Origin of the sequence: Mesorhizobium sp. B2-8-1 (assembly GCF_006440955.1) — a bacterium.
Taxonomy (GTDB): Bacteria; Pseudomonadota; Alphaproteobacteria; order Rhizobiales; family Rhizobiaceae; genus Mesorhizobium.
Map to the genome: position 1 here is coordinate 783936 of NZ_VFTX01000001.1, position 17433 is coordinate 801368.

Annotated in this window: 17 protein-coding genes; 9 read left to right on the top strand and 8 right to left on the bottom strand. The window is 64.7% G+C overall.

Going from position 1 to position 17433, the window contains the following annotated elements; genetic code table 11:
* Positions 1-24 precede the first annotated feature (24 nt).
* Positions 25-951, top strand: coding sequence for an EamA family transporter RarD (gene rarD / locus FJ428_RS03775; RefSeq protein ID WP_140494526.1), 927 nt, complete (start codon positions 25-27; stop codon positions 949-951).
* Here the strand turns inward: rarD and FJ428_RS03780 are convergent.
* Both FJ428_RS03780 and FJ428_RS03785 read right to left on the bottom strand, forming a co-directional pair.
* On the bottom strand, positions 929-1927 hold the full coding sequence (locus tag FJ428_RS03780; protein ID WP_140878951.1) for a transporter: 999 nt from the start codon (positions 1925-1927) through the stop codon (positions 929-931). The two genes, rarD and FJ428_RS03780, sit on opposite strands and share 23 nt — an antisense overlap.
* Before the next feature lie 177 nt (positions 1928-2104).
* Complete coding sequence (locus FJ428_RS03785) at positions 2105-2395, bottom strand: muconolactone Delta-isomerase family protein (protein ID WP_140494522.1); 291 nt, start codon at positions 2393-2395, stop codon at positions 2105-2107.
* 121 nt (positions 2396-2516) lie between these two features.
* Here FJ428_RS03785 and FJ428_RS03790 point away from each other — a divergent pair, with 121 nt between their 5' ends.
* On the top strand, positions 2517-3413 hold the full coding sequence (locus tag FJ428_RS03790; protein WP_140520670.1) for a LysR substrate-binding domain-containing protein: 897 nt from the start codon (positions 2517-2519) through the stop codon (positions 3411-3413).
* Between the two features lie 69 nt (positions 3414-3482).
* On the opposite strand, the gene FJ428_RS03795 is transcribed toward FJ428_RS03790, so the two are convergent.
* A complete protein-coding gene (locus FJ428_RS03795) occupies positions 3483-4094 on the bottom strand; it encodes a TIGR00730 family Rossman fold protein (protein WP_140494518.1) in 612 nt (203 codons plus the stop codon).
* Between the two features lie 128 nt (positions 4095-4222).
* On the opposite strand from FJ428_RS03795, the gene FJ428_RS03800 reads away from it, so the two are divergent.
* From FJ428_RS03800 to FJ428_RS03810, 3 genes are all read left to right on the top strand, one after another.
* Positions 4223-5602 (top strand): LysM peptidoglycan-binding domain-containing protein, encoded by a 1380-nt coding sequence (locus FJ428_RS03800; protein ID WP_140878952.1) that lies wholly within the window; start codon positions 4223-4225, stop codon positions 5600-5602.
* A gap of 121 nt (positions 5603-5723) precedes the next feature.
* Entirely contained in the window at positions 5724-6071 is a 348-nt protein-coding gene (locus FJ428_RS03805; protein ID WP_140494514.1) for a metalloregulator ArsR/SmtB family transcription factor, read from the top strand.
* Positions 6072-6096: 25 nt separating this feature from the next.
* A complete protein-coding gene (locus tag FJ428_RS03810; protein ID WP_140494512.1) occupies positions 6097-7980 on the top strand; it encodes an ABC transporter ATP-binding protein/permease in 1884 nt (627 codons plus the stop codon).
* Positions 7981-8011: 31 nt separating this feature from the next.
* Here the strand turns inward: FJ428_RS03810 and FJ428_RS03815 are convergent, their stop codons facing one another.
* A complete protein-coding gene (locus FJ428_RS03815; RefSeq protein ID WP_140878953.1) occupies positions 8012-8893 on the bottom strand; it encodes an SMP-30/gluconolactonase/LRE family protein in 882 nt (293 codons plus the stop codon).
* A gap of 212 nt (positions 8894-9105) precedes the next feature.
* Here FJ428_RS03815 and FJ428_RS03820 point away from each other — a divergent pair, with 212 nt between their 5' ends.
* Together FJ428_RS03820 and FJ428_RS03825 are read left to right on the top strand one after the other, a co-directional pair.
* On the top strand, positions 9106-9804 hold the full coding sequence (locus FJ428_RS03820; protein ID WP_140517832.1) for a phosphatidylserine decarboxylase: 699 nt from the start codon (positions 9106-9108) through the stop codon (positions 9802-9804).
* A gap of 3 nt (positions 9805-9807) precedes the next feature.
* The gene (locus FJ428_RS03825; RefSeq protein WP_140494505.1) at positions 9808-10626 is read left to right on the top strand and encodes a phosphatidylcholine/phosphatidylserine synthase; all 819 of its coding nucleotides are present in this window, start codon (positions 9808-9810) and stop codon (positions 10624-10626) included.
* A gap of 118 nt (positions 10627-10744) precedes the next feature.
* On the opposite strand, the gene FJ428_RS03830 is transcribed toward FJ428_RS03825, so the two are convergent.
* Positions 10745-12967 (bottom strand): AMP-binding protein, encoded by a 2223-nt coding sequence (locus FJ428_RS03830; protein WP_140878954.1) that lies wholly within the window; start codon positions 12965-12967, stop codon positions 10745-10747.
* Positions 12968-13103: 136 nt separating this feature from the next.
* Positions 13104-13511, bottom strand: a complete 408-nt coding sequence (locus FJ428_RS03835) for a 4-oxalocrotonate tautomerase family protein (RefSeq protein WP_140878955.1) — start codon at positions 13509-13511, stop codon at positions 13104-13106.
* 113 nt (positions 13512-13624) lie between these two features.
* Between FJ428_RS03835 and FJ428_RS03840 the strand changes: the two genes are divergently transcribed.
* Positions 13625-14488: a LysR substrate-binding domain-containing protein gene (locus FJ428_RS03840; RefSeq protein ID WP_140878956.1), complete on the top strand. Its 864-nt coding sequence runs from the start codon at positions 13625-13627 to the stop codon at positions 14486-14488.
* A 169-nt stretch (positions 14489-14657) separates the two neighbouring features.
* Here the strand turns inward: FJ428_RS03840 and FJ428_RS03845 are convergent, their stop codons facing one another.
* Both FJ428_RS03845 and FJ428_RS03850 read right to left on the bottom strand, forming a co-directional pair.
* Entirely contained in the window at positions 14658-15560 is a 903-nt protein-coding gene (locus tag FJ428_RS03845) for a DMT family transporter (RefSeq protein ID WP_140878957.1), read from the bottom strand.
* Positions 15561-15615: 55 nt separating this feature from the next.
* The gene (locus FJ428_RS03850; RefSeq protein ID WP_140633399.1) at positions 15616-16503 is read right to left on the bottom strand and encodes a DMT family transporter; all 888 of its coding nucleotides are present in this window, start codon (positions 16501-16503) and stop codon (positions 15616-15618) included.
* A gap of 322 nt (positions 16504-16825) precedes the next feature.
* Between FJ428_RS03850 and FJ428_RS03855 the strand changes: the two genes are divergently transcribed.
* Positions 16826-17407 (top strand): VOC family protein, encoded by a 582-nt coding sequence (locus FJ428_RS03855; RefSeq protein WP_140555764.1) that lies wholly within the window; start codon positions 16826-16828, stop codon positions 17405-17407.
* Positions 17408-17433 lie beyond the last annotated feature (26 nt).

Here is a 17433-nt window from a genome sequence, read left to right on the forward strand (position 1 = left end):
GTTACTGGGCCATAGCGTTGGGCCATGGCCGCTGAAGCAATTACCCAGGACGCAGTTTCAAAAGCCCGCCGCGGCTTCCTGCTGGCGCTGGGTGCCTATTTCTTGTGGGGTTTGCTGCCTTTCTACATGAAAGCGGTTGCGCACCTGCCGCTTGCCGAGGTGATTGCCCACCGCATCGTCTGGTCGGTGCCGATCGCCGCCGCGGTTCTGGTCTGGGCCGGCCGCACGGCGGATTTCAAGGCGGCAATCCGTTCGCCCCGCACGATCGCCATGGCGGCGCTGACGGCGGCGCTGATCTCGGTCAATTGGGGCGTCTACGTCTGGGCGATCGCCGTCGACCGCACCGTCGAAACCGCCCTTGGCTATTACATCAATCCCCTGGTCAGCGTCGTGGTCGGCGCCCTGCTGCTCGGTGAGCGGCTCGATCGGCTGCAGATCGCGGCCGTGGTGCTTGCGGCGATCGCGGTCGCCGTGCTGACGATCGAGGCTGGCAAGTTGCCATGGGTATCGCTGGCGCTGGCCTTTTCCTTCGCCGCCTACGGTTTTTTCCGCAAGACGCTGCCGATCGGCCCCAGCCAGGGTTTTCTGCTCGAAGTGCTTCTGTTGTCGGTGCCCGCCTTGGGTTATATCGCCTGGCTGATCGCCACCGGACAGGACCATTTCGTTTCCGGCAACGGCGTCGATGCGGCGTTGCTGGCCGGTTGCGGGCCGGTGACCGCGGTGCCGCTGCTGCTGTTCGCATTCGGCGCCAGGCTTTTGCGTCTCTCCACCATAGGCATCATGCAATATATTGCGCCGACCATTGTGTTCCTGATCGCCGTGCTGATCTTCAAAGAGCCGTTCGACACCACCCAGGCTGTCGCCTTTGCCCTGATCTGGGCGGCGCTGGCCATGTATTCCTGGTCGATGCTGGCGACGGCGCGCCGGGCTACATCTGCCCGAGCCGCCTGACGAAGAGATAGGTCGCTCCGGCGATCAGCATCGAAACCGCGGTCACCACCCAGAAGCCTATCGGCGTTTTGACCAGCGGCAAGCCGCCGACATTCATGCCGAACAGGCCCGAGATGATCGTCATTGGCAACAGCACCGCGGTCATCACCGACAGCACGTAGAGCAGCCGGTTCGACTGCGTCGTCAGCTTGGCCATCAGTTCGTCCTGCAAAAGCCTGGCGCGCGCCTGCAACTGCTCGCCATCATAGTGCAGCGTCTGCGCGCGGTGCGAAAGCCGTGCTGCCATGTCGTTGATCGAATCGGGCAGGTCGTTGCGCTGCGAATGGTCGAGATGGCGAAACAGATTGGTCAGGGTCGCCATCTGCCGGTGAATCACCACCAGGTGCCGGCGCGCATCGACGAGCGCCTGCCGCTCATTGTGCCATGCGTCGCAGACGATGCGGTCCTCGATGCCGTCGAGACTGTCGCCAAGTGCAGCGAGTTCCACCGCCATGCCGTCGAACGACTGGCCCACGACCGCCTCGATCAGCTCGGCCGGCGAGCGAAACTTGCGCGAGCCGTTCTCGATCGCCTTGCGGATATTGTCGACCGACTGCAAGGGCTGCTTGCGGGCGCCGACCAGCATGGTGTCGTTGAGGGCGAAACGGAAATGGCCGAGCCCGCCGGCTTCCGCCGAATAGTCGTGACGCAGGTCCGGCAGGTCGCTGTAAAGCCAGTCATCCTCGAGGTCGATGTGGCAGCCATGGCTGGCGGACAGGAAGGCCTCGCGCACTGGCGCCGGCAGGGCCTGTTCGGCGGCGATCTCGTGGCGTGCGCGCATGTCGGAAAGCTGGTAGCTGCGCCACGTCCATTGCGCGCCGGCGGCATCCTTGGTGCGCAGGCCGTCGGCGGTGAAATGATAGATGAAGAACAGCCCATGCTCGTCTGGCAGGTAGGGCGACAGGTCGGTGCCCTCCGGGGCGAGAGCAGTATCCATGGTGTAGTGCCGGATGCATATTTCGAGCATCGCACCGCTTGGCGGCGCGTGATTGCAACATCTAGCATGGGCGGCGGGGTTTCGTGTGACGGTTCCTTGACAGCCGATCACACTCTCTCGAGCGGCCGCGTCAGTGCGGCGGCGCCTTTCGCCGCCACCGCATTGCGACTGCCGCACTTAGCGCTTCGGACCGAAACCGGGATAAGGGTTCAGCGGCACGATTGCGGCAATGTCCATCATGCCGGCCTTGACCAGCGGCAAGCTGCCGAGATGATTGCGCACGTCAGCATCGCTGGCCGCCTCGAACATCATGCCGCTCCCGGGAATGTCGCCACGGTTCCAGACCTGGCGAACCGCGCCCTGGGCGTAGAGCGTGCGCCGCTGCTCGGCCTCGCCGGGCAGCAGCGGCGCGAAATCGGCATCGGCGAATTTTTCGGTGTTGCGGGTGAGGAGGGCAAAGAACTGCATGTCGGTCTCCTGTTTGTCAGCGGTAGGTGACGGCAGGTATCGCGCTGGATGGTCAGACTGTCCAAGACTGATTAGGCTAAAGTTGAGACTTTTGAAGACTTGATGCCGCGCGGAGAAAAAAATGTTCGACTTGCGCCAGATCCGATATTTCGTCGCCGTCGCGGAAACCGGCAATGTCGGTCGCGCCGCCGAGCTGCTGCATATTTCGCAGTCGCCGCTGAGCCGGCAGATCATGCAGCTTGAACAGCAGCTTGGCGTAACCCTGTTCGAACGGGTAAAACAGCGCGTCCATCTCAATGCCGAGGGCCGCGCCTTTCTCGCCGAGGCCCGCGCGCTGCTGTCGAACGCGCGCCGGCTGGAGGAACTTGGTCGAAACCTTGCCAGCGGGTCTGTCGGGCGTCTTGCCATCGGCTATGTCGAAGGCGCCGTGCACGCCGGGCTTGTCGCCGCGATGCTGCGCCAATTCCGCCGCGACCGGCCGGATTTTCATCTCCAGTTGAGAAGCCTGCGCTCGGCGGCGCAGATCGAGGAGCTGCGGCAGCGGTCGCTGGATCTGGGCCTGGTCTATTCGCCGCCCGCCGCAGACGATCCCGATATCGCCAGCACGCCGCTGCGCCACGAGCCGCTGGCGCTGGCGATGCCCGAAGGCGATCCGCTCGCCGAAGTGGCCGATATCCAGCCGCACCATCTCGACGGCCGCGTCTGGATCACCGTCGTGCGCCAGCCCGACGACACCAATCGCGGCCAGTTCCTGGCCGCCTGCGCCAAGGCGGGTTTCCTGCCCGATATCGCCTATGAGACGGCGGACCCGTTGACCTCGCTCGGCCTTGTCAGCGCCGGCCTCGGCCTTGCCACCGTCCAGTCGAGCCTGCGCATCGCCGCGCCGCCCGGGATCCTGTTTCGGGACCTGCCATGGTTTGAGCGCAAGGTCTCGATCCATCTCGCCTGGCGGCGCCAGGATCGGCGGGCGGTAATCGATGATCTGCGGCTGGCCGGCAGTAGGGCAGTAGGGCAGTAGGGCAGTAGGGCAGTAGGGCAGTAGGGCAGTAGGGCAGTAGGGCAGTAGGTTCTGTCTTCAGCTACTGCCTTACATCTTGTCTATCACCGACTGCACGCCCTCCGTCGGCGCATCGACCGAGGAGCCTGCCACCATGATGGCGGCGACGATTGCCTCGGGGTCATTGACGACCAGCGGCTTGACCCGCTGTGCGGTGTGAATGAAGCCTTCGGTTGCCATATGGTCGATAAGCGCCAGCATCGGATCCCAGAATCCGCCGACATTGCCGAAGACGATCGGCTTGCGGTGATGGCCAAGTTGCGCCCAGGTCATGACCTCGACGATCTCCTCGACTGTGCCGATGCCGCCCGGCAGCGCCACAAAGGCGTCGGATTTCTCGAACATCTTATGTTTGCGCTCGTGCATGTTTTCGGTGATCACGAGCTCGTCGAGCCGGTCTAGCGCGGTTTCGGTTGCTTCCCTGTTGATCAGGAAGCGGGGAATGATACCGGTGACCTTGCCGCCGGCCTTGAGCGCGCCTTCAGCGACGGCGCCCATGATACCTTTGGTGCCGCCGCCATAGATCAGCCTGAGGCCGGAGCGCGCAAGCGATCGCCCGAGCAGGTGACCAGCCTTGGCATAGGTTTCATCGCGGCCCGGAGACGAGCCGCAATACACGCAGACGGATCGAATCGTATTCATGCCGATGATTGGTGATTGGGTCTGAAAGCGCGGTCAAGCCCTAAGGGCCGCGAAGTCCGGGCTTTTTCTTGTCGGTGATGGTAAAACAGGCTAGACCGGCGTTAGGTGGCTAAGGGGCAGGGAAGTAGATGGCGATCAATCCGTTGAAGGCGTTTCTGTTCGCGGCGGGTGGAACCGTTGCGGTCGCGGGAACCGCCTACGTGTCGGGCGCGCTCGACCCGAATTTCAATCGCACGCCGCCGGCGGACGTCGCGGCGCAGGCTCCGCCTGTGGCGCCGAAGCCGGCCAATCCGGGCACGGAAGCGCGGCTGCCGCAGGCCGCGGCACCGGCCGCCCCCACTTCGGAGGCAACCGCGCCTGCCGTCGCGGGTCCGATCGCCCCGACCTTCGACGTGGTGCGCGTCGAAGGCGATGGTTCGATCGTCGTCGCCGGCAATGCCGCGCCCAATTCAAAGGTCGAGATCCTCAACGGTTCGACCGTAATCGGCTCGACGGTCGCCGGTCCGGATGGCGCCTTCGTCATCGTGCTCGATGATCCGCTGAAGCCTGGTGACTATACGATTGCCTTGCGCTCCACCGCCGGCGATGTCGCGACCGCTTCCGCCCAGACGGCCGTCGTCTCCATTCCCGCCAATGCGAGCGGCCAGGTGCTGGCCATGGTCGAGGAACCGGGCAAGCCGGCCGAACTGCTGACCGTGCCCCAGCCGCAGACAACACCGGAAGCGCCTGCAGCCGCGGCTCCGGCGCCAGGCACGTCCGCCGCCATCGAAGCAACGCCTGCTCCTGCGGCGCCGACAACGCCGCCCGCGCCATCCGTGGCCGAACCCAAGATCGTTGTCGAAGCGGTCGAGATTGACGGCAGCAAGATCTTTGTCGCCGGCCTCGCCGACCCGGGCCGCAAGGTGCGCGCCTATGCCAACGACATCCTGCTTGGCGAGGCGCAGACATCGCCGAATGGCCATTTCCTGGTTGAGGCGAGGCGCGACGTACCGGTCGGCAGTTACACCATCCGTGTCGATGGCCTCGATGCCGACGGGGCGAAGGTGGTGGCCCGCGCCGCCGTACCGTTCGAGCGCGAACCGGGCGAGGCGGTCGCCGCCGTCGCGCCTGCTGGATCCAAAGCGGCCGATGCAAAGCCTGCCGAACCGTCGGCTGCCGCTGACGCGCCCGCCGCTGTCGCTCCCAACCCGGCGGAACCGGCTCCGGCCGATGCAGCGGCTACGCCGCCTTCCGATGTGGCCGAGACCGTTTCACCCAAGCTCGAACATGCCAATGGAGCCGTGATCATCCGCCGTCACGACACGCTGTGGCGGATTTCGCGGCGCGTTTACGGCTATGGCATGCGCTACTCGACCATCTATCTCGCCAACCAGGACCAGATCCGCAATCCCGACCGCATCTGGCCGGGACAGGTGTTCAAGGTCCCGCCACGGTCGAAGGAAGGCGAGGCCGCCGACCTCAAGGCGATGGGTGACCAGATGACGACGCATTCGGCGAAGACGGAGTAGGCAAGCGTCAGCGGGGCGGCTGCAAGCCGTTCCGAAGCCGATCCTTCGCAGCCCTCCGCCTGCAATCTCCCCATCCGGCCAGCTTGCCTCGTCATCGTTCATCGTCTATCGCCGATGAACGATGACCGAATCCCTGCCTGAACCGGACCGCGCGACGAGCGCGCCAACCTCTTGCACCACCGACAGCCACTCCATCGCGGCCCGCTTCGCCGCGCTCTCGCACCCTGCGCGCATCGAGATCCTGAAACGCCTGTCCGCCAGCGGTTTCTGCTGCTGTCGGGACGTTGTCGACCATCTCGATCTCGCCCAGTCGACCGTCTCGCAGCATCTGAAGATCCTGGTCGAGGCGGGGCTGGTGCGCTTCGCGCCTGACCGCCAGCGCTCGCGCTACGAGGTGGACCAAGCCGCGCTTGCCGGCGTGTCGGCTTCGCTGAGCGCGCTCGTCGTTTCCTGCTCGACCAGCCGCTGACCCTCTCACCCAAAAGGCAAGAAAAGTGGCCGAAAAAACCGTCTCCGCCGATTCCCCGACCTTCAAGACGCTGCTTAACCTCTGGCCCTATATGTGGCCGGCGGATCGTGCCGATCTGCGGGCGCGCGTCACCTGGGCGACAATTCTGCTGGTGGTTGCCAAGCTGACATTGGTCGCGGGACCCTATTTCTTCAAATGGGCGACCGACGCCTTGGCCGGTGACGGCAGATCGACGCCGCCGCTGCCCGCCTTCCTGCTCGCCCCAGTCATGTTGGTTGTCGCCTACAATGTGGTGCGGCTCGTGCAACTCGGCTTCAACCAGTTGCGCGACGCGCTGTTTGCCCGCGTCGGCCAGTACGCGGTGCGCCAGCTTGCCTTCCGCACCTTCGTCCACATGCACCAGTTGTCCCTGCGCTTCCATCTCGAACGGCGCACCGGCGGCTTGTCGCGCATTATCGAGCGCGGCACCAAGGGCATCGAGACGATCGTGCGCTTCATCATGCTCAACACGGCGCCGACCATCCTCGAATTCGCGCTGACCACGGGCATCTTCGCCTACACCTATGGCTGGAAATACGTAGCCGTGGTGGCGGTCACCGTCTGGCTCTATGTCTGGTTCACGGTTCGCGCCAGCGACTGGCGCATTTCGATCCGCCGCGACATGAACGACAGCGACACCGACGCCAACACCAAGGCGATCGACTCTCTGCTCAATTTCGAGACGGTCAAATATTTCAACAACGAGGCCATGGAGGCCGAGCGCTTCGACCGCTCCATGGCGCGCTACGAGATGTCGGCGACGAGAATCTGGACGTCGCTCGGCTGGCTGAATTTCGGCCAGGGCGTCATCTATGGGCTGGGCACGGTCATCGTGATGTGCATGTCCGCGCTCGAAGTGCAACGTGGCACGCAGACCGTCGGTGATTTCGTCTTCATCAACGCCATGCTGATGCAGCTCTCGGTGCCGCTCAATTTCATCGGCTTCATCTACCGCGAGATTCGCCAGGGCCTCACCGATATCGAGCAGATGTTCGACCTGCTCGACGTGCCGCAGGAGATCGTCGACAAATCTGATGCCAGGCCGCTCGCGATCGAGGCTGGCAAGGTCGAATTCCGTGACGTGCATTTCTCCTACGACCCGAACCGCAAGATCCTGAAAGGCATCAGCTTCGAGGTGCCGGCCGGCAAGACGGTCGCCATCGTCGGTCCTTCGGGCGCGGGCAAGTCGACCATCTCGCGGCTGCTGTTCCGCTTCTACGACATCCAGTCGGGCCAGGTGCTGATCGACGGCCAGGATGTCAGGGAGGTGACGCAGGAGAGCCTGCGCGCGGCGATCGGCATGGTGCCTCAGGACACCGTGCTGTTCAACGACACCATCGCCTACAACATCCGCTACGGCCGCATCGGCGCCAGCGAGGAGGAGGTGCGCAAGGCGGCCGAACTCGCCCAGATCGGCCCCTTCATCGAGCGGCTGCCCGAGGGTTACCGCTCGATGGTCGGCGAGCGCGGGCTGAAGCTTTCCGGCGGCGAGAAGCAGCGCGTGGCGATTGCCCGCACCATCCTCAAGGCGCCGCCAATCCTGATGCTCGATGAGGCGACTTCGGCGCTGGACAGCCATACCGAACAGGAGATCCAGGCCGCGCTCGACCTGGTCAGCCGGGGCCGCACCACCATCGTCATCGCCCACCGGCTGTCGACGGTGATCACGGCCGACGAAATCATCGTGCTCAAGGACGGCCAGATCGCCGAACGCGGCACACATGCCGATCTGATGCGCAAGCACGGGCTTTACGCCTCGATGTGGGACCGCCAGCGCGAGGCGACCGAAGCCGAGGAGCGTCTGCGCATCGCCCGCGAAAGCGACGAACTGGGTGTGGTGGTGCGCAGGCGCACGTCGGAGCTGTCGTAGCGGCGTTGGCTATCTCCGTCGCTTTCGCCAATCAGCGTGTGCCCGAAATGTAAGACGGCCATCCCGCGCCAGGCGAGGAAACAGCGACGCCCAGCACCTGACCAGTGCGGGCGTCGCTCGACATGTGGTCGAAGCCGCGCCATTCGGCGACGGTGATGAACAGCGTCCTGCCGTCGACACCGCCCAGCATGCAGGCGAAGCAGCCGCGATCGGCGGTCACGGTCTGCATCACTTCACCGCCTTCGCGTACCTGCGCACAGCGCTTGTTGGGAACATCCGCGTACCAGACCGCCCCTTCGGCATCGAGGCAGATGCCGTCGGGATAGCCGTCGACATCGGCCCACACCCGCCGATTAGCCAGAGTGCCGTCGGCGGCTATGTCGAAGGCGGTCAGCCGGTTGGAGTGGGACTCGGCAATGATCAGCGTCCTGTTGTCCGGGGTCACAGCCATGCCATTGGCAAACGCGATATTCCCAGCCACTTGCCTGGCCGTCCCGTCCGGCGTGATCAGCACGATCGTACCCGGGCCGAAATGCTGGCCGGGTGCCGGCGCCGGGCCGCCGCCATTGACATAGATATTGCCGCGCCCATCGACGACGATCTCGTTCCAGGGGCTTTTCGAGAGGTCGCGCAGATCGGCATGGGTGACGAGCCTGCCATCCACCTCCTGCCTTAGCAGCAGGCCTTCGCGGCCTGAAATCACGAGCAACCTGCCATCCGGCAGCCAGTCGATGGAGTAGGGCAGGACCGCTGGCACGGTGAGCATCACCCTGCTCTTGCCGTCTTCGCTCACGGCGACGATCTCTCCGGTACCCCAGTTGCAGAGCCACAGGCGTCCCTCATGCCAACGCGGCGATTCCCCGAAAGCGAGGCCCTTGGCGATAATCTTGGCGTTCTCGGCAACGGATGACATTGGCTGGCTCCTTGGCTGCGTGACCCACGTCACCGTTCCGAAGGCGTCGCGGGGCACTGTCCTGCCAAGGACGGGCGAGCGTATGGCTTGCCGACATGGCGGCCGACAATTCTAAAAGGCTACTGCGCGCCCCTCCCTCGCCATTGTCGCGTTGCGGGCAGAGGGTGTTTCGGTTATTGAGGCCGGACCTGAAACAGGGACTGCCCCATCCCATGAGCCTTGTCGATACGGTCAAGAACGCGTTCGTACCGATCCATCGCGAGGGCTATCCGTTCATCGCCGCCTTTGGCGCGGGCACGCTTTTCCTCGGCTATTTCTCCTCGATCCTGTTCTGGATCGGGCTCATCCTCACCGCCTGGTGCGCCTATTTCTTCCGCGATCCCGAGCGGGTGACGCCGGTCGACGACCGTCTGGTGGTGAGCCCCGCCGACGGCGTCATCTCGGCGGTCGGCCCGGCCGTGCCGCCGCGCGAGCTTGGCCTCGGCAATGCCGAAATGACCCGCATATCGGTGTTCATGAACGTCTTTTCCTGCCACGTGAACCGCGCCCCGGTGCGCGGCAAGATTTCCCGTATCGAGCATCGGCCCGGGAAGTTCCTTAATGCCGAACTCGACAAGGCAAGCACCGAGAACGAGCGCAACGGGCTGGTCATCGACAGCCCCAACGGCACCGTCGCGGCGGTGCAGATCGCCGGCCTCGTGGCGCGGCGCATCGTCTGCTGGGCCGAGGCCGGCGGCTCGATCGCCATCGGCGAGCGTTTCGGCCTGATCCGCTTCGGTTCGCGCGTCGACGTCTTCCTGCCGGAGGCGGCGACACCACGCGTGGCCGTCGGCCAGACGGCGGTCGCCGGCGAAACGGTGCTGGCGGAATTCGGCGGTATCGCCGCCACGCCTCTCGTGCGGATATCCTGACCGGTGGGCGCGCCGTTCAAGAAATTCGAGGCGCATGCCAGCGGCGGCCCGCGCATCCGCGAAATCCCGATGCGCATGGTGCTGCCCAATCTGGTTACGGTGCTCGCCATCTGTGCCGGCTTGTCCGGCATCCGCTTCGCTTTCGAGAACCGCTTCGAGCCCGCGGTGGTCATGGTGCTGCTCGCCGCGTTTCTCGACGGCATAGACGGCCGGCTGGCGCGGATGCTGAAGGCGACGTCGAAATTCGGCGCGCAGATGGATTCGCTGGCCGACATCGTCAATTTCGGCGTCGCGCCCGCGCTGGTGCTTTACGCTTTCCTGCTCGACCGCGCGGGGTCGCCGGGCTGGATTGCCGCCCTTTTGTTCACCATCGCCTGCGGCATGCGGCTCGCCCGCTTCAATGTTCTTGACGAGGAAAAGGCCGAGCGGCCGGCATGGCAGACCGAATATTTCGTTGGGGTACCGGCGCCGGCGGGCGCCGTGCTGGTGATGCTGCCGCTTTATCTGTATTTCCTGCGGCTTGGGCTGGAGCCCGGCCGCCCGGCCGCCTTCATCGCCACCGGCTTCACCGTACTGGTCGCCTTCCTGCTGGTCAGCCGTTTGCCGGTCTATTCGGGTAAGAGCGTCAAGGTGCCGGGTGACAAGGTATTGCCGGTCATCCTGGGGGTCGTGCTCTACATCCTGCTCTTGATGACCTATCCCTGGTACACGCTGACGGCCTCCGTCGCCGGTTATCTCCTCTTCCTGCCCTTCAGCGTGCGTGCCTATTCGAAGCGCGCCAGGCTGGAAGGCGAGCAGGTGCCGCCTTCGGATATAGGATAACGCTGTTATCCCTCTTTGAAGGCGGGGATGTCGCCGAAGGCGACAGAGGGTGCATTGAAGGCCAGCGCTTTGCGCCCGGGCCTGCGATTTAGGCGAGACGACCCTTCAGGCCGTTCGCCTACGCCGCCGCACTCAGCCCCAGACGATCGATGGCCAGTCTGCGGGCCGACACGTAGTCGGTCTTGCCCGAGCCCAGCGCCGGGATCTCTTCCACCTTGACGATGTCGTTGGGCACCATCAGTTCGGCCGCCCCGGCCTTCTTGCCGAATTGGCGCAGTTCCTCGGCACTCGCATCGTCGGCGGTGGTCACCAGCACGATGCGCTCGCCGCGCCGTTTGTCGGGCACCGCCACGGCGGCATGGCGCTCTTCCGGCCACAGCGACTGCACCAGCATCTCGACCGCACCCAGCGACACCATCTCGCCGGCGATCTTGGCGAAACGCTTGGCCCGGCCGCGAATGGTGATGAAGCCCTCGCGGTCGACCGAGACGATGTCGCCGGTGTCGTGCCAGCCCTCGAGCCGCTGCAATTCGCCCGGTCGGTCGGCGGTCATGTAGCCCATCATCATATTCGGGCCGTCGAGCCACAGACGGCCGGCGCCATCGATGCCGTCGACGGGTTCGAGCTTCATGCGGATGGCCGGCAGCAGCCGCCCGACGGTGCCGTCGCGGCTATGGATGGCGGTGTTGACGGCAACCACGGGCGCGGCCTCGGTCAGCCCAAAGCCTTCGATGATCTCGGCCTGGAAACGCTCGCGATAGGTGCGGCGGGTTTCCGGCTTCACCGCTTCGGCGCCGGCGACGACGAAGCGCAGGCTGGAAAAATCGCCGTCCTTGGCGGTGCGCGCGTAATTGGCGAGGAAAGTGTCGGTGCCGAACATGACCGTCGGCTTCACCTTACGGGCGATCTCGGGGATGATCTTGTAATGGAGAGGCGAAGGGTAAAGGAACAGCTTTACGCCTGTAACCAGCGGCAGGATGGTGCCGCCCGTCAGCCCGAAGGAGTGGAACACAGGCAATACGTTGAGCAGGATATCGGCCGGCGAGATGGTGATACGGACTTCCGCCTGCATGGCGTTGGCGTAAAGGTTCTTGTGCGACAGCACCACCGCCTTCGGCGTGCCTTCCGAACCGGAGGTGAACAGGATGACCGCGGGTTTGGCTGCGTCCTGGCGCTGCAGCGGCCAGCGCCACAGCAAGGCGGCGGTAAGCTTTTCCAGCGCTGTCACGCTTGCGCGTGTATCCTCCAGCCAGAGAAATTTCGCGCCGCCCTTTTCGACCGCCGTCACGATATCGCCGAGGTCGGCCTTCTCGATGAAGGCGCGGGAGGAGACGACCGTGCGGATCACCGCCGTGCGGATGGCGGCGGTGACGCTGGCCGGACCCGCGGTGTAGTTGATCATCGCGGCCACCCGCCCGGCCGAGAGCAGCCCGACCAGGGACAGCACCACGCCATTGGCGTTGGGCAGGAGCAGGCCGACCGCTTCGCCGGGCGCCGTCACCGTCTCGAAACGCCTGCCCAGCACGCGCGCGCCGATAAACAGTTTTCGATAGCTGAGCGCGCCCGAGACGACGTCCTCGATGATCGGATGCGATGCGCCGACCCTGGTTGCGGCGTCACGCATGGCCAGGAACAGGCCGCGATCGAGATCGGCGGCTGCGAAGCGCGCCTCGGCGAAGCGGTCGAACAGCGCGTTGGTGTTCGAGGCCTGGTCGGGAATGCGCGCCACCAGCTCGGCGATGGTCATTGGTTCCAATGCGCTGATCGACAGGCGAGGGAACCAGCGCCTTGGCGCGATGCTGGCCGGCGTCAGCGAGACAGGAAGGTCGCGGGCGCCGCCGACGAAGATCGGCACGATGCGGGCGTCGGCCTGCATGGCGATGCGGGTGACAGCGCGAAACAGCCGGAACGACTTGACGTCGGGCTCGACCGCGTCCGGCAGGTAGACGGCAAGCCGGCCCTTGCCCTTCAGCACGCGCACCAGCCTACGGCTGACGAAGACGTGTTCGGCGTTGAAGGCGATGGTGCGGCCAAGCTCGCGCCAAGGCTCTAGCCATGGTGCCCTGGCCGAGGCTCCGTCGAGGATGTGCAGCGTGTCGTCAGGCAGCAGCGACAGCATCAGCGCCGGTTCGAAGTGCGACTGATGTGAGATGACATAGATGACTGGCGCCACCGCATCGCGCGCGATTGCTATGCGGCTGTCGCTGATCCGGTAGGCGAGCTTGAACGGCACGTAGAGCAGCGCCTGGGCAAAGCGCAGGCCGAGGCGGAACTTTTCCACTACCCCGATCAGCAGCCAGGCCACGACCAGACCCGCAAGCAGCGCCAGTGTCAGGATCATGCCGCGTCTCTCCCAACGTTCCTTGCACCTCGGCTCTGCGGCCGCTTCGGCAAGAACCTAGACGATGTGCGGGCAAGGTCAATGCGCAAGGGCCTCTTGCCGCCTCTCACGAAGGGAAGGGCAAAAGCGGCATCCTTTACGCCGCCTTCAGTCTCTCGCTGATGAAGCGGAATTCCTGCGTTTTGCCGCCATAACCGTAGGCGGCGGCCGGCTCTTCGTGGACGAAGGCGTAGCTTTCTTCGTGCACGGACCCGAGCAGGCGTCCGAAGGCGGCGAAGATCGCCTTGAGATAGGCTTCCAGCTCGAGCTTGGTGTTGGTGCCGTCGACCACCTTGATGTCGAGCCAGAACGTATTGGTCCCATGCTCGGCCAGCGACGTGCCGCCGGCGAACCAGTGCTGCGGATCGAGATAAGAGACGGCAACCGCCGTTATGGTCGGATCCTTGCGAAGGTGCGTGGCGGTGAGTTCGGTCGCCTCCTTGGCGATCCTGGCGGACAGCGTGGCGTCGGGCTTCCCGGTGACGCTGACGTTGATGATGGGCATTGTCCTTCTCCTTGGTTCTGGCGGCCTCTGTCAGCCGATGATGCAACCCTGTCTCCAACCAGGAAACATGAAAATCGAATTGTTTTCAGAGAATACTTCGATAATATCGAATTATGAAAACGCTCGATCCCGACCTCTTGAGGACATTCCTCGCCTTCGCCGACGGCGGCTCGCTGGCGCAGGCGGCCTCTATCGTCGGCCGTTCACCGTCGGCTGTGACGGCGCAGATGCAGCGGCTGGAAGAGGCTGTCGGCGAACCGCTCCTGGCGCCGCAGGGCAGGGGCCGCAGCCTGACGCCGACCGGTGAGGAGCTTGTCGGCCATGCCCGGCGTATCCTTGCAGCGCATCGTGAAGCCTGGCTCGGCCTGAAGGGCGCAAGGGCCGACGGACGCATCGCGATCGGTACGACGCAGGATTTCGCCGACAGCGGCTTGCCCGATTTGCTGCGTGCCTTCGCCGAAAGCCATCCGCGCGTCAGGATCGAGCTGCGCGTCGGCCGCTCCGCCGAACTGGCGCAAGCCCTTCAGGGCGGTAGCCTGGATCTGGCGATCGTTATGCGGCAAGCTGCGACGCCGGACGAAATCGGCATGCTGCGCGAGCCGATGATGTGGCTCTGTTCGCAAAAAGGACTGGCAGCGCGACAGGACGAGTTGCCGCTTGCACTGCTCGATCCGCATTGCGGCTTCCGCGAAGCGGCTATCTCGGCGCTCGATGCGGCCGGCCGGCGCTATCGCATCGCGGCCGGCAGCGCGAGCTTGGCCGGGCTGCGCACGGCGGTCAAGGCCGGCATCGCGCTGACGCTGCGCACCGCGCGCTTTGCCCATTCCGGCATCGTCGAAGCACCGCGCACGTTCGACCTGCCGCCCGTGCCCGTTGCCGAATTCGCCATCCGGCTGCGCGCCGATGCCGAGAACCCGGCGCGGGATCTGGCCGCACTGCTCGGCACCGGCCTGGCTGTGCCAGGACTTTTTGGCTGACAGTCGCCTGTCGTCCCGCGCGGGGCCAAAGAAAAAGCCGACCTTGCGGTCGGCTTGGAGTAGGACGGACCGAGGGGTTTGGGGGGACTCGGGGGGTGGTCCGTCGGCTCAACAATGCCTGAACGGGATGATGGTTCCGTGACTGCGCAAATTTTTTTGGGCTCGGCTTTCACAACGGCCCTGGCGCTTGTTGCTGCTTTGCCGACAGCCAGTCGCGGCCGGCATGGGCAAAGACCGCGCAAAGCACGATCGCGCCGCCGATCATGCTGGCCATGGGCGGTATCTCGGCCAGGAAAAGGAACGCAAACAGGATCGCGAACGGCACTTCGGCAGAGCCGAGCAGGCCGATTTCAGCCGCCGGGATGAGCCGCGCGCCTTCCGTCCACAGGACGGAGGAGAGCGCAAAGCTCGAGCCGAAGGCAACGAGCAGCACGGCATCCCTTGCCGAGACGGCAAGCGGGTCGGTGACGAACCAGCCGAGTATGAACAACAGCAGGGCCGAGACCGCGCCTGCCCAGACCGCCGGCGTGTCGCGGAAGGCGCGCACCATGATCATGTAGAGCGCGCTGCCGATCGTCATCAGCAGCGCCAGCCCGTCTCCGAACAGATTGCCTGTGCCGAAGCTCGACCAGACCATGACCGCAACGCCGCAAAGCGAGACGGCGGCGGCTAACATCGTCTGAAGGCGGAAGGGCTCGCGCACCAGCAGGAAGGCGAGCAGCGCGGCAATGAAAGGCGACGTCGCGTAGATGACCGTGACATTGGCGACGAAGGTGAATTTGAAGGCGCAGATGAAGGCGATGCTGGCCAGCGCGCCTTCCACCGCCAGCAGCCAGCCGCGCCAGCCGAGCCGCAGCGTTTCGCGGTTGCCGGAGCGGTGGCGGCGCCACCGCACATAGAGGCTGATCAGGATCGAGCCGACGAAACCGCGCCAGCAGGTGATGGTCAGCGGATCGGCATGGATCGATTTGGTCAGCACGCCGGTCAATCCGAACACCGCCGCCGACGACGACACCAGGATGATGCCAAGTGTCCGTTCTGCGGTGTCGGTGGCGGCTGCTACATCGGTCATGAAAGCCAATTTACGTGGTTCTGTCCTGACATCGTAGTGTCAGCAGTCTGGCCCGTCACAGCCGTTTGCGGAAATGCTCGCCGCCGACGATCAGGAGCCCTGCGGTGATGATGAGAGCAGCGCCGAAAAACACTTCGCGACGCGGCACGTCGCCCCAGATGGCGAAGCCGAGCGCGAAGGCCCACAACAGCGAAGTGTATTCCAGCGGCGCGATGATCGAGGCCGGCGTCCGTTTCATGCCTTCGAAGAGAAGATACTGCGCCAAGCCGCCGAGCGCGCCGACGCTGGCAAGCAGAAGCAGTTCGCTCCAGCCGGGCATCTTCCACCAGAGCAGCGCGGGCACCGCCGAGAATATCAGGAAATAGAAATTGTTGAGCATGAGCTGGATCATCGAGCGCTCGGCAAGTGCTGTCTTGCGCAACAGCACGATGGCGATGCCCCACAGGAAAGCGGCGGCCAGCACCAGCAGCACCGGCACGGACAGCCCGAGATGGGCAGGGTCACAGGCGACAAAGACGCCGGCGAAGCCGATTGCCACCGCCAGCCAGCGCAGCATTGGCACTTTTTCGCCAAGCATCACCACCGAAAGCACGGTGACGATGATCGGGGCCGCGTAATAGACGGTGGTCAGTTCGGCGAGCTGCAGGCTGCGCGCGGCATTGTAATAACAAAGCCACGCCGCCAGGGTGAAGACGCTGCGCAACAGCATCGGCCACACGATCGGCGACCGCGCCGTCTCCGCATAGAGATGCCGTCCGCCGATCGCCGCGCAGGCGGTCAGTATGGTGATGCTGCGGAAGAACAGGATCTGCCAGACGCTCATGCCGGCTACCAGCAGCTTGATCGAAGCGTCCTGCGTCGAAAAAAGCAAATAGGCGGCGCCGGTCAGGAGGATACCGGCGAGAACCCTTTCGCGTGTTTCGAGAATGGCGACATCGGCCATGCGACAAGCGGCCTTGTGTGAAAACGGCTCCGGCCCCTGTCGGCTCCGCTCCCGCCAGCTATAGGGGCGAAACCTTGCATGGCGCTGCTCCAGCGCCGTGCTTGCGTTGGGGCAGGGCCGATCCCGGATGCGGCTTCTGGCGCGGCGCGACTGATTGGTTTAGCATCGTCTCACAAAGCCGGCGCGTAAGGTTCGGCGAGCCAAGGGAACGGCGCGGATCAGGAAGCCAGCGCTCGCATAAGAGACGCCATTCGCATCATGGCGGCGGGCTGACAGCCGGCACTTACGGATATCGAAACGCCGACATCAGGGGGAGAACGCAATGCAGAAACTGCAATCGCAAGGCGTCCATCACATCACGCTGGTCGGCGCCGGTCGCCAGACGTCGATCGATTTCTGGGAAGGCGTGCTGGGCATGCCATTCATTTTCGAGCAACCCAACCTCGACAAGGCAGCCGAAAGCCATCTCTATTTCGATCCGGGCGACGGGCGGCTGATCACCATCTTTACCGACGAGACCCGCACGCCGGCAAAGCGCCGCACGCCGACCGACACGGGCTGCGTCCACCACATCGCCTTTGCCGTGTCGCGCGTGACCTTCCTGCAGGCGGTCGCCCGGCTTGACGAGCGCGCCATCAAGCACAGTGGCGTCAAGGACCGCGGTTTCATGGATTCGATCTATTTCGAGGATCCGCTTGGCCTGCTGATCGAACTTGCTTCCTACCGTTTCGAGCCGCCGGCCGGCTTTAGCCATGCCGACGTGCTGATGGAAGCGCACAAGCTCCGCGTCGCGCGTGGCGACTACAACATCGCCGAGGCGCATCTGGCCGACGCCATCCAGGCGCTGGTCGAGCGCTTGCGCGCGACATTGTCGGCCGACAGGGCGCCGCGCAATCCATATTGATTTTGAATAAACAAAGGGAGGAACAG

Bases quoted from the DNA above. Each gene is read 5' to 3' on its own strand.
- FJ428_RS03785 (WP_140494522.1), bottom strand. From the start codon at position 2,395: ATGCAGTTCTTTGCCCTCCTCACCCGCAACACCGAAAAATTCGCCGAT.
- FJ428_RS03850 (WP_140633399.1), bottom strand. From the start codon at position 16,503: ATGGCCGATGTCGCCATTCTCGAAACACGCGAAAGGGTTCTCGCCGGT.
- FJ428_RS03855 (WP_140555764.1), top strand. From the start codon at position 16,826: ATGCAGAAACTGCAATCGCAAGGCGTCCATCACATCACGCTGGTCGGC.
- rarD (WP_140494526.1), top strand. From the start codon at position 25: ATGGCCGCTGAAGCAATTACCCAGGACGCAGTTTCAAAAGCCCGCCGC.
- FJ428_RS03830 (WP_140878954.1), bottom strand. From the start codon at position 12,967: ATGATCCTGACACTGGCGCTGCTTGCGGGTCTGGTCGTGGCCTGGCTG.
- FJ428_RS03795 (WP_140494518.1), bottom strand. From the start codon at position 4,094: ATGAATACGATTCGATCCGTCTGCGTGTATTGCGGCTCGTCTCCGGGC.
- FJ428_RS03800 (WP_140878952.1), top strand. From the start codon at position 4,223: ATGGCGATCAATCCGTTGAAGGCGTTTCTGTTCGCGGCGGGTGGAACC.
- FJ428_RS03780 (WP_140878951.1), bottom strand. From the start codon at position 1,927: ATGGATACTGCTCTCGCCCCGGAGGGCACCGACCTGTCGCCCTACCTG.
- FJ428_RS03835 (WP_140878955.1), bottom strand. From the start codon at position 13,511: ATGCCCATCATCAACGTCAGCGTCACCGGGAAGCCCGACGCCACGCTG.
- FJ428_RS03845 (WP_140878957.1), bottom strand. From the start codon at position 15,560: ATGACCGATGTAGCAGCCGCCACCGACACCGCAGAACGGACACTTGGC.
- FJ428_RS03840 (WP_140878956.1), top strand. From the start codon at position 13,625: ATGAAAACGCTCGATCCCGACCTCTTGAGGACATTCCTCGCCTTCGCC.
- FJ428_RS03790 (WP_140520670.1), top strand. From the start codon at position 2,517: ATGTTCGACTTGCGCCAGATCCGATATTTCGTCGCCGTCGCGGAAACC.
- FJ428_RS03815 (WP_140878953.1), bottom strand. From the start codon at position 8,893: ATGTCATCCGTTGCCGAGAACGCCAAGATTATCGCCAAGGGCCTCGCT.
- FJ428_RS03805 (WP_140494514.1), top strand. From the start codon at position 5,724: ATGACCGAATCCCTGCCTGAACCGGACCGCGCGACGAGCGCGCCAACC.
- FJ428_RS03820 (WP_140517832.1), top strand. From the start codon at position 9,106: ATGAGCCTTGTCGATACGGTCAAGAACGCGTTCGTACCGATCCATCGC.